The 15,017-nt window shown below is 55.4% G+C and carries 7 protein-coding genes; 6 read left to right on the top strand and 1 reads right to left on the bottom strand.

The genetic code is table 11. The features are described 5' to 3' along the window. The first annotated feature begins 20 nt into the window (after positions 1 to 20). From HYT31_02010 to HYT31_02000, 3 genes are read left to right on the top strand one after another with little or no spacing between them, the layout of a single operon-like run. Positions 21 to 623, top strand: a complete 603-nt coding sequence (locus tag HYT31_02010) for a hypothetical protein (GenBank protein MBI2050557.1) — start codon at positions 21 to 23, stop codon at positions 621 to 623. Positions 624 to 679: 56 nt separating this feature from the next. Further along, positions 680 to 1,549 carry a Bro-N domain-containing protein gene (locus tag HYT31_02005; protein ID MBI2050556.1) on the top strand — a complete coding sequence of 290 codons (870 nt, stop codon included), beginning with the start codon at positions 680 to 682 and terminating at the stop codon, positions 1,547 to 1,549. A gap of 55 nt (positions 1,550 to 1,604) precedes the next feature. Beyond that, on the top strand, positions 1,605 to 9,659 hold the full coding sequence (locus tag HYT31_02000; protein ID MBI2050555.1) for a fibronectin type III domain-containing protein: 8,055 nt from the start codon (positions 1,605 to 1,607) through the stop codon (positions 9,657 to 9,659). Positions 9,660 to 9,766: 107 nt separating this feature from the next. On the opposite strand, the gene HYT31_01995 is transcribed toward HYT31_02000, so the two are convergent. Next, positions 9,767 to 11,410, bottom strand: coding sequence for a T9SS type A sorting domain-containing protein (locus tag HYT31_01995; GenBank protein ID MBI2050554.1), 1,644 nt, complete (start codon positions 11,408 to 11,410; stop codon positions 9,767 to 9,769). 755 nt (positions 11,411 to 12,165) lie between these two features. On the opposite strand from HYT31_01995, the gene HYT31_01990 reads away from it, so the two are divergent. From HYT31_01990 to HYT31_01980, 3 genes are all read left to right on the top strand, one after another. Further along, complete coding sequence (locus HYT31_01990; GenBank protein ID MBI2050553.1) at positions 12,166 to 13,617, top strand: B12-binding domain-containing radical SAM protein; 1,452 nt, start codon at positions 12,166 to 12,168, stop codon at positions 13,615 to 13,617. 37 nt (positions 13,618 to 13,654) lie between these two features. Beyond that, positions 13,655 to 14,263: a Maf family protein gene (locus HYT31_01985; GenBank protein ID MBI2050552.1), complete on the top strand. Its 609-nt coding sequence runs from the start codon at positions 13,655 to 13,657 to the stop codon at positions 14,261 to 14,263. A 159-nt stretch (positions 14,264 to 14,422) separates the two neighbouring features. Continuing rightward, on the top strand, positions 14,423 to 14,980 hold the full coding sequence (locus tag HYT31_01980) for a guanylate kinase (protein ID MBI2050551.1): 558 nt from the start codon (positions 14,423 to 14,425) through the stop codon (positions 14,978 to 14,980). The last annotated feature ends 37 nt before the right edge of the window (positions 14,981 to 15,017 follow it).

Below are 15,017 nucleotides of genomic sequence, written 5' to 3'. Positions count from 1 at the left end.
GATATAATACATCCACTCACATGCACGACAAATTGATTAAAATAGGGTTCTGGGTGTTTGCGGCAACTGCGGTGTTTTTCGGGGCGGCGAGCATCAACCAAAAGATCAAGATTGTGAACGTGGGAACCCAGGAATCCAATGCCGCAACCAGCGCCGCCGCGTTTGATGATGCGCGGCTCCGGGTGATTGATACGGACGAAGACGGGCTTGATGACTGGAGCGAGCTGAACGTGCACAAAACCTCGCCGTATCTTGCTGATTCGGATTCGGACGGGGCAACGGATTCGGAAGAAGTTGCCCTTGGCACGGATCCGGTCTGCCCCGCGGGCAGGGTATGCGGCAGCGACATCATTAATACGCTTGAGGGCATCCAGGAAGAGCTCACCGCAGCCGAGCTGGGGGCTTCGGCAGAAGCAGGGCAAGGTTCGCCGGAAGCAACGGATTTTTCTCCGGAGTCCCAGGCTGCCCTGGATGCGCTTGAGGCCGGGGGCATTCCCACTGCCGAACAGATCCGCGCGCTCTTGCGCGATTCCGGCATTCCGGAAGACCAGCTTGCCGGAACTTCGGACGAAGATTTGGTGCAACTGTTCCAGGAAGTTGCGGAGGAACAACAAACGCCATAATGTCATTGCGAGGCCTTGTATTCAAGGCCGAAGCAATCTTAATTTCGCGAGGAAGCATGTCATACACGCAAACCAAAATCGCCTTATTCAAAGGCAAGCAGATCAGGAAAACACTTTATAACAACGAGTGGTGGTTTGTGGTTAATGATGTTATTGAGTCACTGACAGATTCTAATGATCCGGCTCAATATTTTAAAAGATTAAAGCAGAGAGATGATGAGTTGGCAAAACTTACTGACCAAGGGGGGGTACAATTTGTACCACCCCTTATGCTGGAAATGGGAACTGGCGGAGGAAGGCAAAAAATGTATTGCTGGAATACGGAGGGTATATTTCGGCTCATTCAGTCTATTCCCTCTCCCAAAGCCGAACCGTTTAAGCGCTGGCTGGCCAAGGTCGGCTATGAGCGTTTGCAAGAGATAGAAAATCCGGAACTGGCCACTAAACGGACAAGGATGCTTTACAAACTCAAGGGCTACAGCGATGATTGGATTGAAAAGCGGATGCGGGGCATTGCCATCCGCGAGGAGTTGACGGATGAATGGCAGAAGCGGGGCGCGCAGGAGCAGAAGGATTACGAAATTTTAACCGCCGAGATTTCCAAAGCCGCGTTTGGCATCACGCCGAGCCAGTACAAAAAGCTCAAGGGCCTCAAACGGCAGAATCTGCGCGACCATATGGATGATTTTGAATTGATTTTTAATATGCTGGGCGAGCGTGCCACTACCGAAATCCACCGCACCGAGGATTCGCAAGGCATGCCAAAACTTAAAGCCGACGCCAAAGCTGGCGGGGATATTGCCGGCGGAGCCAGAAAAAAGCTGGAAAAGAGGCTGGGGCGATCGGTTGTATCCAGAAAGAATTTTTTGAAAAATCCGGAGAAAAAAATATTAAGAAAGAGGATACGTCAGGCGCAAGCCCTGTAGCGACGATAGGATTGCTTCGCCCGCCAAGGAGACGGGCTCGCAATGACAAGGAAGCATGCATACACACAAAATATATCCGCCGAAGAGGCGGAACCAACCCAGAGGAGCGCGGATACTACTGGCGCTGTCAGTGATGGTTTTTATGTTTGTTGGGAGTGTTGCGCCCAGCCACGCGGTGATTCCTGTTGTTACGGTTGAAGATGTGCCGCGTAAAACGGAAAGCATTTTTAGTCGCATCAAGAAAGTCGTGGGTTCGGTCGCGTTCCACTCGGCATTGCGCTTCATTACCTACCGCCTGGCGCAGGACAGCGCGGTCTGGCTTGCGAGCGGGGACAAAGGCAAAAAGCCGCTCGTGTTCCAGCAGCCCCTGGGGGACGCGCTTACGGATATTGGCGACCAAATCGCGGGAACGTTTCTGGTGAACGTGTCCCAGGGCCTGCCCATCAACTTGTGCAGCCCGCAAAGCGTGCAGTCCCGTTTGAAGCTGACCATTGGCGTTTCAAAATCAATCCAGGATATTGATTTGTTTCCGGATCGCCCTGGCCTTGCCACATCCGGTGATTTAGGAAAGACCGGATGCAGCCTTTCGGATATCACGGGCAATTTCGGCGCCGCATTCGCAAACCAGAAGCAGGCTTTTAAGAATCTTTCCAAGGGATTTGAGCTTGACCGCAATGAGCTGGGAGCGTTTTTGGTATTGCGCGAGAACGTGCAAAAAGAGAAGCAGAAGCAGATAGAGCAGGAAAAGATAGAGCGCGCCGGAGAAGTGCCAAAGGCAGTCAAAGATTTGATTACCGGCGTGACTGTCACGCCTTCGTTCCAGGTGACCGAGACACAAAAACAGGCCACCGAGAAAGCTTTAAAGCAGGACGTACAGCCCACCGGAGACATATTTGTGGACGCGGCCGCGATTTTCGCGAACACGTTCGCGCAGACCTATTTGCGCAGGCTCCAGAGGGGGCTGTTGCGCGGGAACATTGCCAGGACCGGCGGCCGGGGTCCCGGGGGTTTGGGGTCCACTGCCGCGGTTTCCCAGGCGTCGTTTAAGAACGTGTTCGGCGAGCCGCCGTCGTTCGGGATTTCCGGCGGCTCCGTTAATCTGATTTCAGATATGAGCATCTGCCCGGCTTCGGAGGACCCGAACGTGTACCAGTCTCCGTACAACTGTTTGCTCTCGGACGGGTTCAAACAGGCTGTGGAGCAGAAGCTTACCGTGGCACAGGCAGTGGAGCAGGGCATGATTCCGGGAGACACGCTGTTCCCCCAGGCCCACGTTGCAAGCCAGCCCAACCTCTCCGAGGAAAACCTCAAGCGCTTGCGGTTCTTGCGCGTGGTTCCCCTGGGATGGGAGCTTGCGGCAAGCCGTTTGGGATCCCAGGCTGTTCCGTTCAAGAAATTGCTTGATTGTTTTGACGTCCCGGCTGGCGCCGAGGGGTGCCCCGAAGGCGGCCAGAGCATTTCCCATTTAGTTGATCCGGCGTGGGTGCTCGCCTTGCCCCAGGCCGAGTGCCGGGCGCTCGCGTACAGCTCTTTGCCGGAGCACGCCCAGTCCCCGAACCGGCAGAGCGTGTGCGTTGACCTGGCAAGCTGTTTGAACGAAGATGCGAACGGAAACTGCACCGGCGGATTTGGGTACTGCACGCGGGAGCGCGTTACCTGGCAGCTTACCGGCCAATCGTGCGAACCCCAGTACGCGACCTGCCAGAGCTTTACCTCGCCCAAGCCCCTTAATCTATTAACCGCATACGTGGATAATGCGGGGTGCACGGCCCAGGCCGCCGGATGCAAGTGGTACAGCACCAAGCCGAGCGGAGATGCGTGGGACCAGAGCAAAAAGATTTATTTGAACAACAACGCCCAGTCCTGTAGCGCATCCCAAGCAGAAAGCCAGGAGGTGATTCCACTGGTCCCGGGAGTCAACTACATCAAGAACCCGGGGTTTGATGAAGAGTTGTTTAGCGCAAGGCCTTCGGGAATCGGCTCCATCGGTTCGCTTGTTCCTCCGGCACCCGAAGAAGGTGGCTGGAATTTGAACGGAGAGGATTTGAATGTCATATATGTGCCCGGAGCCGGCGCGATTGCGCCGAGTGACGCATCGCAGGAAATCACTATCAAGCCCTATACCTATTACACGTTCTCGTTTTTCGCGTTCCCGAATCCGAATGACGCAGCCGTTCTTGATGCAATCATTGAGGTCAGCGCAAGCGGGCCCCTGAAGAGCGTCTCATTCCCGGATTACAGCTTTGCCGAATCCAACACCCTTACTTTGGCCGTTCCAAACCTGGGAACATACCAAGGTTCGCGGTTTGCGGCAACGTTCTACAGCGCGAACCAAACGCGCGTTGTTATTCACCTCAAAAATCGGGCGCTGTACGATGACATCCAGCTTGAGGAAATAAAGCTTCAGCAAGGGGCAGATGCCATTGCAACGGTAGCAATCGCATCACAAAAAGGTATTGCAACGCTGAACACGGTTCCGGTGAGCGGTTCTTTTAACGTTGCATCCCCGACTACCGCATACAAGGCGTATGGAACCGAGAACAAGAGCGTGTTTGCGGACGCAGGCGAGTGCACTGCCGAAGAAACAAGCGCCCGGCCGTACACTCCGGTTGCGGGCGGATCCGCGAGGTACGCGCGCCTGACCGCGAACGGCTTGTGCGCGGCGGCGTGCAACGGGTTTGACACCCTGCTTGCCATGCCAACCCCCATTGAGAGGCTTGTTGACCCGAACACGCGGCCCACTCGGGCGCAGTTCATACCGAACCAGGCCCAAAGCTGCACCCGGGAGCAGGTCGGGTGCGAGGCGTTTACCAATGCGCAAACCGAGGCGCGCGCCTACTTCAACCGCATTGAATCCTGCGTGCTTGACGCCAATCCGAACACTGCCACGTTCTATACCTGGGAAGGGAACAATCTTAAGACATGGCAGTTGTTGAAAGATGTACATTCAGGAGGCCCGTGCGCCGTGTTTCCGCAGGGAGCGCGCCAGGGCGCGGTTGACCCGGCCAGCGCCTCATGCCAGGACCAAGCCGGCGGTTCGCCGGTGTGCAGCGACGATGAGCAGGGTACGCTGTGCCGCACGTTTATTTCAGATGAAAACGGGGTTGAGTACCGGCGCGATGCCAACAAGATTGTAACCGCTTCCGGCCAGTGCACCCAGTTTCGGCGCGCCGCGGAAGCGGGCGGAGTGCAGGAATCCTGGTACTTTATCCCGAGCGAGGCGAACCAGTGCTCATCCGCCGCGGTCGGATGCCGCGAGTACAAGGGCAAGCGGGCGAACGTGGTGCGGTCCCTGTTCACCGAGCCGTTTGAAGGGGAATTGGACGACTACCAAGATGCCAGCCAGTGGGATATTCCCAATGTCGGACTTTCAAGCGATACGGCCGCGAACCAGGGCCGGTCCGTGCTGTTTGATGCCCGCCTCTCAATGATGCAGGCGTTTGCGGACGCCATTGCCGGGCGTTCCTTTGCGGGCAACACGTATGAATTGCGGTTTGTGGCAAAGGGAACCAGCCTGGGCGGGGTTGCGATTACCGGAGCGCACCTGACCACCGCAGGGGGCGGAGATGAGTGGTTTTTCCGCGGATCCGGCAGTCCGAACGCGGTTGCGGGCGATCCCCCGAATATCATCGCGCCCGAGCAGTGGCGCGACTATGCGCTCGGCCCGCTCTACTGGCCGCGCGATGAAGAGCCCGCGTTTTTACGCATCACGGTCGGGGGCGGCGCGCTGCTGCTTGATGATATGGAGCTGGTGCAGATTCCGGACACCTACTACCGGCTTGAGAGCTCAACTGTTTCCAGAACCCAGGGCGGCAATCAGCCGGACGCATGCTACAACCCTGATCCGGACGGCGACCCGGCGCTTGATAGGACCATTCCGCGCTGGAACTCCTGCCAAGCCTACCGCGATGACAAGAGCAACACCTACTATGTTTCCGAGTTTGACAAGCTGTTCGGAAACGCGCGGTCTTTGACCTGCACTGCGGTGATTGACACCCGGAACTCGGACTACCCCTACAGCCAGGCATTCAGCATGGGCACGGAAGCAAGCCCGGCCTGGCACGCGGTTCCCGCGGACACAGTGAACTACCGGTACATTGATCCGGCCAACAAAGTTGCCGCGTCCGCGGCAGGGTGCACTGCCTTGGGTTCTCCTCCGGCAGGATCTGATCCGGACACAGCCGTTGCCGACTGGAGCGCTGCGTACAAGCGCGTTGATCCGGATGAGTTTACCGGGGCCAACGGCAGCTTGTGCAACCAGGAGGGATTGTGGTGCGAAGCGTTTACAGCCGCAAGCGGAGGCACGTACTATTTCCGCGACCCCGGGGACAAGCTCTGCGCCTGGAATCCGGATGCCCCGGGAACCAATGGGCAAGGCGGGTTTGTCCAGCCGGATGATCCCAATGCCTTATGCAACACCACGGGCGGGTATGTGCCCCTTTGCCCGGCTGAAGCAAACTCCTGCACCGCGTACAAGCCAACCCGTTCCGACCTTTCCGAAGGCGCGGCAACAACCTTATTCCGGATTGCTGATGAGGTCAGCGCCGGAGATTGCACAGGGCCGAGCGTTGATGCGGGTTGTGTTGAATTCAGCAAGGGGCACTTTACCTCGGCATCGGGCCAGTATGATCCTGCCGCAATTCCGAAGTCAAAGTTTTCAGACGCCGAGCCAGGCGTGCTTTCCGTAACCCAGGCCCGGCAGTGCGCGGAGTGGCTCGCCCCGACCACCACGAGCCAGGCCAAAGAACCCAGCACCCAGGCCGAGCGCACCGTCACCTACGATCTCGGCAGGTGCCAGCAGATGAATCCATCAGGAACCGCGTGCGTCAAGTGGGTTACGCCGCTCTCCGGCGATTATCCGCCCGCGTATAAAGACGGCGGCGTTGCAACCGTGTTTGACCTTGATGAGTATCGGGGTCGGTACGACGGCGGCAAGACCATTTACAGCGGAGCCTGGGACTACTCGGGCTACTCTCTGCCCAACCAGTACCCGGTTGAGGTTCTGGCCGAGAGCGGAACCGGCGCAGACACGCGGCTCGGCTACCTTGGGGCCGGGGCCATGGGCCTTGAGTGCCGCGGGTACCCGGAGCAGGATTCCCCGTTCTCGCGCGGCTCAATCCAGGAGCGTTCCAACTACTCACAGCCCGTAAATTTCGGCCAGAGCTCCCGCTTGAGGAATTTGAATTTGTGCGAGGAGAGCGGGGAGAACTGCCAGTGCTCCTACAAGAAAGTGGATGCCCTGGACCAGACCGTGTATCTGCCCAAGGCGTCCCAGCGCGCGCTCCCGGCTGACACGCGCCAGATTTCCTCGCACCAGGGCTGGTACGGCTATTGCCTGGAGCGCTCTCCGGTTCTTGACCCATCCGGCAATTCTGCGTGCCTTGCCTGGTGGCCGGTTGATGTGGTCCAGGGCAAGCCCAATGTGTTTGAGAACCATCCGGAAGCCGGATTTGTTGCGAGCCAGCCGCTGTATTACTGCGCAGCCGGGAAAGGGAATAGGATTGATAACTCAACGTTCTTTATTACACCAGGGGAAGAGCGGGATAATACGTATGTGCTGGCGCTTGCTGAAGGAGGGGACCCAGAAGCCCGGCGTGTTGCGTATGATGCTAATTTTTATGAGTGCAGCGCAACTAACGACTTTTGCAAAGTGGATGGAACGCGCGGGTCAGGAGGAGGTATAGACCATCCTGTCAGGCCGTTGGTGCAAGGAAATACTGCGACGGGTGCAGGTCAACAATCTGCTACCGGACTCTTGCAGTTTCCCGTAAAGCCTCAATCCCCGCTCGGCAAGCTTTACGAGTATGATATTGAAGCAATCAAGCTAGTGGTTAAAAGACAGCAAGATTCGGGTTGGCCGACGGCTAATGAAGAGTTCATCATCAACCGCGATGGCTCTGCCAGAAGCAGTCTTGGCGTGCTTCCCGAAACTCGGGATAACCGATGGACCACTTTGTGGTGCGGCGGCTCCCGGAACGCAAACTGCGATTTTGGCGGAGAGTATTCGTGGGACAAGTTTATGCTGCCAATCATGAATTCAGACAACTGCGGCGAGGGCGGGGCTGATCCTATCAGCTCCGGTAATAATACTAACATTTTTGCCCTGCGCGCGCGGTTTGCGGGGCCAGATGGCAGCGTTGATGGGTTTAACGTCAATGGTACCAATGTTGGCGGCAACGGACCGCCTTCATTCCCTCCCGGCAGTATACGCGGCGACGCAAGTCCGATAAATCCGTACCAGTTCCTTGGGTTTGAAGGCGGATTCTGCGATAATACCAATGATACTGGCTGGGTTGACTTCCAGATTAAGTTCCAGCTTCGCGAATGGTGCACAGACGTGGTGGCTGTGACCGGTGAAGAAGGAGAGAACAAGGCATGGACCGGCAGGATTCAGGGCAACGGCAAGGATTGGTTTATTGCGGCAACTAAATACTTGTTGGATAATGGCGGATTGTTCCAGGAATTATATACGACTGATTTTATGTTTGTTCAGGACGCAAAGCCGTTTGGCGCGATTACGCCTCCCGCGGAGACCATCTACGACCCAACAAAATGGGATGCGCGGCTTGATGAAGAGAAAGATGAGTTTACCGGGGAAACCAAGGCGCTGGAGCCGGGCGTACAGCCGCTCTATGTGGAGGATTCCATAGGACAGGTGCGCGCCGGCAGTCCGTACAGCTGTAAAGGTCCCGGGGGTTGCATTGTTCCGCCGTCAAGCGACAGTCCCGCAATTGAGACGACTTGGATCGGGGGCGTTGATACTGATGCTATATCAAACAGGACCGCTATGACGTACCTCAAGCAAATTTTTGCCAAGGTATATAGGTGGTGGCAATGGAGCACTGGGTTGGCGAGATACGTCAGCAGCGCCACAAATGTGAATACAGAATATCCAGATGGTGATCCATTAAATCCGGTATTCAGTACTGTTGTCGGCGATGCGGCAATAATTAATCCAACATTTGGCCAGTGCCCGGTGATTCAGGCCGCAAGACGGAGTGAGCGCGGATATGAGCCAGAAGACAATGAAAAGAATGTGCCAATAAATAGCAACTGCGGCATCAGTAATAATTACGGCCGGTATTCCATCAATGGAACGCCTATTGCCCATTCAGGCGCGGGCAAGGCATCCGGAGAGCCGAATAATTCCATTGAGGCGTATGTGGGCGAAGAAGTGCGACTTGAGTTTTATGGATATAACTTCAACGGGGAACAGCTTCCCTTGCGCAAGATCACCATTGACTGGGTGGGGGATACGGACGGCGACGGAAACACCAATGCTGCGCCCGAGGATATTACAACCATATCCGGCAACTTCAAGAACCACCGCTGGGACTGCGGCGAGGGACTGCCAGAGTGGGGTAGGAAACCGGCCGCGTGCAATAATAAACCGTTCGTGTTTACGCACGTGTACCAAAAAGCGGGTCCTGTTTCGCCCAAGGTGCGCGTGGAGGACAACTGGGGTGTCTATTCATGGTCAAGCTATAACCCCAATACCCCGGTTCTGCAGATTGAGTATTTGGATTTGAGCATTATGCCGCCGGAAAATCTGCGCATCACGGATCCGGCAGGCGATATCAGCCAAGGCGCGGGCGTAACCTTTGCATGGGATGCGCCCGCAAGCCAGACCGGGATTACGGGGTATAAGGTAAGGGTAAAAAAAGATTTCAGCAATGGTTCAACAGTGGTTGAACCCAGCGGAGCCCATCAGGGGGAGGATGAACGCTCATTAATCATAATAGGGGATCAAAATTTGAAGTCGCTCTTGTTCCAGGCGCGCACCTGCACGGATGATGGGTGCGGGCCGCCTGCAACGCAGTTTGTTGCGTTTAAGCCTATGCAGGCGGTTATCTCCAGTTTTGCGCCGGGAATACCGGCTTTCGGCGATGAAGTAACGGTGAATTGGGGTCCTCCTGTGTCTTTGGCTGATTTTTACGAAGTTGAAATCACCAAAGACAACGGCGCGCCGGTTACCATTGACGCGGCTGATATATTTTACGCAATACCTTATGAACCCGAGGGTTTGGCCAGCGTGCAGGCGCGAGTTCGCGGCTGCAACAATCTGGTGTGCGGAAATTATTCTTCGCCTGTCTCTTTTACGTATCAGTAGGGCGCGCTTGTCACAAAAAAAGAGGCCCCCCGCAACTGTGCGAGAGGCCGTTGTTGTCGCTTAGGGGCGACACCCTACTACTACGCCGGTTTCGGCAGGGAGCAGTGTTACCGGAGCAGGGTCATCTTGTTGGCATGGGTGTAGTCTCCCGCGTTGAGGCGGTAGAAGTACGTGCCCGTGCTAACAGAATTGCCATCTGCCCCCAATCCATCCCAAGTCTGGGTATACGCACCGGCCTGCAGTCGCTCGTCAACCAGACGGGCAACCACCTGGCCGTTGACGTTGTAGACCGTGAGCACGACATCTGCTTCCTTGGGAAGCTGGAATCGGATAGTGGTGCCCGAGTTGAACGGGTTCGGGTAGTTCTCCAACGAGAACTCGTTCGGCGTCTCACCCGAAACCTCGGCGACCACAGTCGGCGCCATATACGCTTGGATGAGCGGACCGAATACCGGGTCGCTCTCGGCGGCGCTGACCACTGCGGGGTACCGTGTCACAGCGGCCAGGAACTCCGGCAGCTTCGGGCTCGCGCCAAGGGCTGTTGCCGGTTGAGAGCGTTCCAAGCCTGCGAATGCGTAAGCCAGTTCCTCCATGTCCGGCATATTCACCATGCCGTCGCGGTTCAGATCATACAGATTCCCAAACGCGACAGAGTCCCGGGGGCTGCCGAACGCTTCCGCCCAGAGCCTGATGTCCTCATCATTGACGTCGCCGCTTCCGGTGAAGTTGGCCGCGAGGAGCTGTTGTTCCAAGGGGTGCACCTGCACCGTACCCAATGGCCGGCTCTCCAACACGGTCACGCGGTCCAGCCCATGGTTTTTGTAGGCCCTGGAAAGATCAATGTCGCGTAGGTCGCCGTATCCACTGAAGTCGATGAGGTAGTCCCACTTCCCGGATTTGGCCTCCTCGGTGTAGTTTGGGTTGTCCCGGCCGCTGTAGAGCCAGTCCACAAACCCGTCCGGCAGGATGCACCGGTCAAAGACAATTGAGGAGGCGCGGTTACCGAGGGAGAGGTCCAATTGTCCACTGAACCAGGATTCGGTTGCCCGGAAATGTCTGCTTGTCTTTCGGCTGCCATCAGAGAAGAAAAGCGCCAGTTTGGAGTTGTCCCAGATAGCTGACTGCGCCAGCTCAACATTGCTCTCCATGATTGCGGCGCCGTACCCGTTGTTGGTCATGTACAACCTGGTGGCCTGCAGAGAACTGACCGCATCATCCAGGTCGGAGTATACGACTGTTCCCCTACCCACACCGGCAGTCAGCACGTTGTGCATTACCGCGGCCGCGCCGAACAGCACCTGAATGCCCTTCGTGTTCGGAAAGGGGTTGAACACGCCGACGCCCAGGATCTGGACGAATTCCCCTCCAGGCGCGCCAATGGTTGCGGTCGCGTTTACCCCGGTCACATTGAGCCACGCATCTTTGTCTGCGGGAAGGATGTACGCTCCAGGTTCCACAGTGAGCATTCCCGTGACTTCCACACCGTGGTACAAGACGACATCGCCTGACCGGACGTAGACCGTGTCATAGGTGCCGGTTTCCAGCACCATGGTGGTGTCCGCCAGGCTGATTTCCTGGTCCGTCGGGATTGCGGGCGGAGAGGCAATCCCAACCTGCTGGAAGAAGCTGGCAAGCCCTTTGTTCGCGGGCTGCCAGGGGAATTCATAGAGGTAGCGCGGAGCCGCGCTTGCCGTGCCGCTTCCGAGCAGGAACAAAGCTCCCGCAAGGAATACTGCGATTGTGCGCTTCATCTTCTGCCTTCTTTCTTTCTCCTTTGCAAGGAGATTGGTGTGAGTTTCGTTCTTGTTGGCTTGGTATGTACGGCTCCGGCTGGGTTCCAACAGGAGGTGAAGGTACAGGTGTGTGGGATATGGATGGATTGTATATTGGGAAAGGGCGGAAGGAGCAATTTATGCCTCTATTATATACACATTTGGGATGTTTTGTCAAGATTGTGTACGGCACTGTTCATTCTGTGGTTGGTAAATATGGTATTCTGTAGCTAGTGTAAGCCAAATAAACACCATACCCTATGCATGCTCACAATGCGCCGTTTTATTTTTTGGCCCGGCTGGAGTTGATTACTGCAACTCCGTAAATGAGATCAGGTGTGACTGGCGCTCTTCGCACCAGACGTTGTACTACTAACCAAAAAAGAGACTTCTCATGCAGTTGCACGAGGAACTCTGTTGCAAGGGAAGCGCCCTGCGCTATCAGCTCCGGAAGCGGTAAGCGGACTGGCTTATACAGTGTGATCCAGTTTTTATGCCCCAGCATCGTTTGGTAATTGCAGGTTGAGTGGCGAGACTTCCATTGCGTATAAATAAGAATTGTGATAAATTCCACGCTAGAAGAAATCTGTAGTAGATTTCTTAAAAGTAGTACATTCACAACATAAAGAAAGGAGCGTGGACCAGTGTCAAAGAATGGTCAGTTTGGCTTAACCATCTTCAACCAGAGCCATCGTATCAGCGAGTTACATACAGAAGGCCGAACACACTGGGCCATGCCCGCAGAAGAGTATGGTTTTGATTTTCTGGGCATCAATGTGCCCTCGACGTACCAACAGGGATTGATTCCTGATGGCGAGGAGCCGCCGTGGGGATTTTTGAGAGTCGTCGCAACGGCTCGTGAGAAGTTCGGTTTCAAGGCAGGCCTTCTGGACGCGCACCGTTTGCGGCTGCAACCCGAACAGATTGGAGCGCAAATCAAGGCATCGGGAGCCAAGTTGGTGGGACTAAATCCCACATCTGTGAATGTTCCCGAAGCCATTGCCATTGCCCGGGTTTGCGACCGGATTGGCGTGCCCTATATTCTGGGCGGTATTCATGCCACGCTTGACTTGTGTAATGCGGTTCAGGATTTTCCTAATGCTTTCGCGATTGTTCGCGGCAACGGCGAGGTTGCGATAGGAGAAATTCTTTCTGTCGCTTTTCGCGGCGTTGAAAAGCGCCTGTCCGGGATTTGGTACAAAGGGCAGAGTCTGTTGCCTGTTACTGAATATGCGCCCAAGCTGGCGCCGGACGACATCCCGATGATCAGGCAGGATGTGTACATAGAGGAGCCGCTTTACCGGCATACAATCCATCATGCCGGTGCGTTCAAAGAGGTCAGCGAGGCCACGCTGTTCGTGACGTATGGTTGTCCGTTTGAGTGTACATTCTGCGCTTCGCCGATAATGGTGAATCGCGGCAACGACGTGCCCTATGCCCGACCTGAGGTGTCGCGAATACTTGACGAAGTCGAGTATGTGGTAAGCGGTTTGGGAGCCGACGCAGTGCACTTTCTAGATGACATGGCTTTCATTTCCGGCGAAAACATCCGTGATTTCTATCTCGGTCTGGAGAGTCGTGATCTCTTGGGCAAGTTTATGTGGCGCGGTTTGACGCGCGCGCCGGTGATTTTGCGGCGGGACTTCAACGACGAGGTCATGGGCATGATGCAAGCATCTGGCGCTTGGAAGATAGCGCTGGGTGTTGAGAGCGGCAACGATGTTGTCTTAAAGCGCATCAAGAAGAAGGTCGCGACTCATCAAGTGGTACAAGCCGTTCAAAAGTTGGTTCGGTTTGGCATCCAGCCGAAAGGCTTCTTTGTGCTTGGTTTTCCAGGCGAGACCCGGTCACAGATTGAGGATACCGTTCGGTTTATCGCAGACCTGAAAACCATAGGCATGACCGAGGCCGGTATTTTCCAGTTCAAGCCCTACCCAGGGACCGAAGAGTTTGGCTTGCTTGTGGCTGAGCGACCAGACTTGGTACCACAACTTTCCTATCTGAAGCGGACATATACCGATTTGGCCGGCCGTGCACGGGAAAGCGCGGAAAACCATGTTTGGCTACCGGACGATCTGCGGATAGCGGAAATACCAAGCGGAGAAGTACGGGCGTATATTACCGGAGCTTTGGAAGCGTTTTACGGCTCCAGTCTTTCGGGAAGTCTCACGTCACCATGCGTCTGATTGACGCCATGTAGCACATTTGCTATAAAGGATGAGTATGAAGCAACCAATCAACGTTGTCCTGGCATCACAATCTGAAAATCGGCGCCAGCTCCTGTCGTCTCTGGGGATTGCGTTTTCTGCGGTTCCCAGTCGTATAGACGAAGAAGCAATAGACCATCACGATCTCGGAAAGAAGGTGCAGGCCATAGCCCAAGCCAAGGCCCGGCAGGTGGCCGCCGAGCATCCTGGATTGATTATTGCGGCGGACACGTTCTCCGTCTACAACGGCAAACAGTACCATAAGCCGAAAGACTTAGGTGAGGCCAGAGAAATGTTGCGCGAGTTTTCCGGGCACATCGGCCATGTCTTGAGCGGCGTCTGTGTCATCAATACGCAGGAGCCGCGCGAAGTTACTGCGCTCTCAATACTGGATATCCAGTGCCGGAAGTTGAGTGAACCGGAGATAGAGGATTATGTTACGCGTTGCCCGGTTACCGAATGGGCTGCGGCGTACAATCCTTTGGATCCGATTTCGCTCACCATCTTCCAGGTGCTCGGCCATCACCCCTATCGGATTGAGTACTACGGAATCGGCATTGAGACCGTGGTTGCGGAACTTCAGCGGGCAGGTGTGGAGGTTGATTTGTCGCAAGCCCGCGCTTGACATCCATGCCTTTCAAGCATCAGGCGGTCGTGGCCGGAGTACGTGAGTGCTCCGGCTCTTTTATTGCGTAGCTTGCGCCTGCCGATATATTTCTGTATAGTGTACTAAACGTAAAATCCAAACCGAATTTCAACTTGTTCTTTACCAAGGAGGAAGAGCGTGAATCCAAAAGGGATTATTCTTGTTCTCACAGGTCCTTCAGGCGTCGGGAAAGACACGGTCATAGATTGTCTGCGTCGGACATCTGGCTTTACCAAACTGCCTTCTTGCACCACTCGGCCGCCGCGACCCGGAGAGATTGACGGCGTCCATTATCACTTTGTGGACGTTGATGCGTTTCTTTCCATGGTTGAGTCGGGCAAGATACTGGAATACAAGATGATGGCTGAACAGTATTACGGCGTTGGGCTTGAATATTTGAATGAGGCCCGAGACGAAAACAGACATGTCGTCGTCGTTGCATCGGCCAGTGGAGCGTTCTTGCTAAAAGAGAAGTTTCCCGAAACGGCGCTGGTTTTTCTGATGCCGCCGTCGCAGGCCGTGCTCACGGAGCGTCTTCTCAAGCGTGGTATGCCGCGAGATGAGATTACTAGTCGTCTTGAAGTTGATATGGAAGCTTGGCGCTCCGCTCATCTCTTTGATTTCATTGTCGTGAATTACGACAATGAAGAGCAGGAAGCTGCGGATCGAATTCTGCGCTATGTGCACAGTGAATGAGAACTGCAAGCCTCAAAAAAAAAAAACAGCCCCGCCT

The organism is Parcubacteria group bacterium (assembly GCA_016181765.1).
In the GTDB taxonomy this organism is placed as follows: Bacteria; Patescibacteriota; Patescibacteriia; order UBA2169; family UBA2169; genus CG10-46-32.
Note: the sequence above shows the minus strand (reverse complement) of the source record. Positions and strands in the feature narration are given on the sequence as shown.